This window comes from Pararhizobium sp. P1_E7, assembly GCF_056405855.1.
Genome location: NZ_JBFUBH010000179.1, coordinates 1 through 2,223, shown reverse-complemented (window position 1 = coordinate 2,223; position 2,223 = coordinate 1). Strand labels below are relative to the sequence as shown.

Genomic DNA, 2,223 nt, shown 5'->3' with positions numbered 1-2,223 from the left:
CAGCCAGAACGATCGGGTTGGTGAGGGTGTCTTTCAGTATCTCGGAAAGCTGCGCATCCATCGGCTCGGCTTCAAACTCGACCGAGCAGTCCGCGTCGACGTCGAAGTCGACGTAGGTTAGGCGTTCGATTATCGCGTCGCGAACCTCTTGCTCGAAGTCTTCCTCTGTTCCAGCCTTCCATAGCTCGACGATTTTGTCGGCTAGGTCCTCATCTTCGAACGCCGCGCTAAACATTCCGAGGGCAGCGTTCAGCGGGAAAACGGCAACCAGGTGATCGGATTTATCGCAGAAGTCTTTCCATGCCTTATCTTGAGCAACGCAAAGGACCAATTTTTCCCGTTGCTTCGCGTACGCTTCCAGGCGCAAAAGCGCGGCCGCATCTGGAAACTCCTGCTTGCGGGTCGCCTTCTCTGCAAACGGCGTCTCGACCGCGAAATAGCGTCGGAACAGCTCGGACAACCCGTCGGGAGTTTCCGAGACAGGTAAGACCTGAGCTCCTACATCTGCAACGAAATCATTGAATTCGCTCTGTGCGAAAGCTGCCGGATCTCGATCCAGGAACAGCGTCGCCGCCTCGTTATTTGGACGCTCGCGATGCCAACGTAGGTTGTTCTGGCGCAGCGCAGTCTTCAATACTCTCTGCGTCTCAGCCGCCTCCACTTCAAGATGAGCCATCATTTCGCTCGCAATGACGTCGGTAATCACGACAGGCGTGTTCCGCTTCCTGAACTGGGCGATCGTCCGAAAATCGACCTGCCGGAAGTTCTTCTGCTTGCTATCGAAAACGGTGGTGTCGATCGTTACTGCGCCAATGCGGCCTTCACCGATCGCGGCAATCACATCTTCACGGGTCATTGTCGGCATTCTGTCACCACTACATGAGTCTGGTTCGGCTTTATCTTGTCGCGCGTGTGCGATCCAGCCCGGGTTGAAGACGAAATCGTTGCTACGTGAACAGACTCGCCCGTCTGGGTCACGACACTCCCACAAAAGCAGCTATCTGAAACGAAGCGGTCGATTGACGGTAACGGCTGCGGACATGCTCATCGAAGGTCGTTCCTTGCCTATGATCCTGAGAACAGCCCGGTCATGATGGAAGTTCAGAAACTCCTTTCCAACCGCGTCATCCGAGAAGTGGGTCGAGATCTGAGCGTCAGCCGACGCAGTCAGGGTGCCGGGGGGGATATTGTCATTCCAACCTTTGAATTTTCGAAAGTCCTTAACAATGATCCCGAAGGGAGGGTGAGCATGACTAAGTTGTGCTTCGGAGTATGCGACAAGGTTTCCCGTAATGTCGCATGGGATCAGTCCATCGGGATCGGAGAAATGGTCGAACTGCCTTTGCTTCATTCCAAGCAAGTCACGTGACACAGCGTTGTGGCACGCCACGGAGAATTCCTCTGCATCACTTTTAGGACGGCCGACGACAGCCTGAGGGTAGCTAAAGTCCGTCGGCGTGTTGTCCACGCGAACAACCCAAAATCCTGGGCTCGACCAGCCGTCTCCCTTGTTCAACCGTCTCTCAAACCGCTTTATGCCGGCGCCGATTTTTGAGGGGCCGTCGGAAACGAGTAAGTCAAAGCGCTCTAAAAGCGCCGAGAGATCACTGTGGTCCTGATAATCCGATATGTGCTCGCCGTCGCGATAGCGCGCTAGCATGTCTCTGAAATGCTGTTCAGCGGCCTTCTTGGTCTTGAACATCTGACCGTTCGAAAGTTCTACCGGCTTTGCCATCTGCTATTCCTCCATCAATGCCTTTGTGAGGACCTTCTCACGTACCTCGCGGACGACAATCGATGGCAAGCCGATGGCGTCCAGTTGCTCGCGACGGTCCACAACCCATTGAATGCACGCCGCCTCGTCGAGGCCATCCAAAGCGACAATCTCGTAGAGCGCGACGGCCCCTATGCGTGACATGCCAAGCTCCATCAACGAGCGTAGTGTCACGGTACTCACGCCGAATTCCAGGGCAACGCCGATATCAAGGTCGCTATCGATAAGGTCTTCTCGACCTATGGCCTTCAAATGCTGGTTCAACACATCGACATAGGCAGAGAAATACCGAGGAGCTAGGAAGCGAGCGGTGCCCTCAATCATTTCAAGTGTGTTTCTGATGACGCCGGCTGTGTCGACCTCACCGTCGCGCCGTTGAAGATACTCGATCCTCTTGCGAATAATCGTCGGCAAAGAGAAGCCCTTGAGCCACTGCAAGACCGTCAGCG

The 2,223-nt window shown here is 54.9% G+C and carries 2 protein-coding genes and 1 pseudogene; all 3 read right to left on the bottom strand.

Features of this window, described 5'->3' with window-relative positions:
- Nucleotides 1-856, bottom strand: an 856-nt coding sequence (locus tag AC1D17_RS28625) for a PIN domain-containing protein (protein WP_477568582.1), incomplete at its 3' end; no start/stop codon positions are given.
- A gap of 141 nt (nucleotides 857-997) precedes the next feature.
- The gene (locus AC1D17_RS28620) at nucleotides 998-1,735 is read right to left on the bottom strand and encodes a DCL family protein (RefSeq protein ID WP_128461534.1); all 738 of its coding nucleotides are present in this window, start codon (nucleotides 1,733-1,735) and stop codon (nucleotides 998-1,000) included.
- Nucleotides 1,736-1,738: 3 nt separating this feature from the next.
- A pseudogene (locus tag AC1D17_RS28615) lies at nucleotides 1,739-2,223 on the bottom strand (DEAD/DEAH box helicase); the annotation flags it as partial.

Coding starts and splice junctions, on each gene's coding strand:
- AC1D17_RS28620 (WP_128461534.1), bottom strand. CDS start 1,735: ATGGCAAAGCCGGTAGAACTTTCGAACGGTCAGATGTTCAAGACCAAG.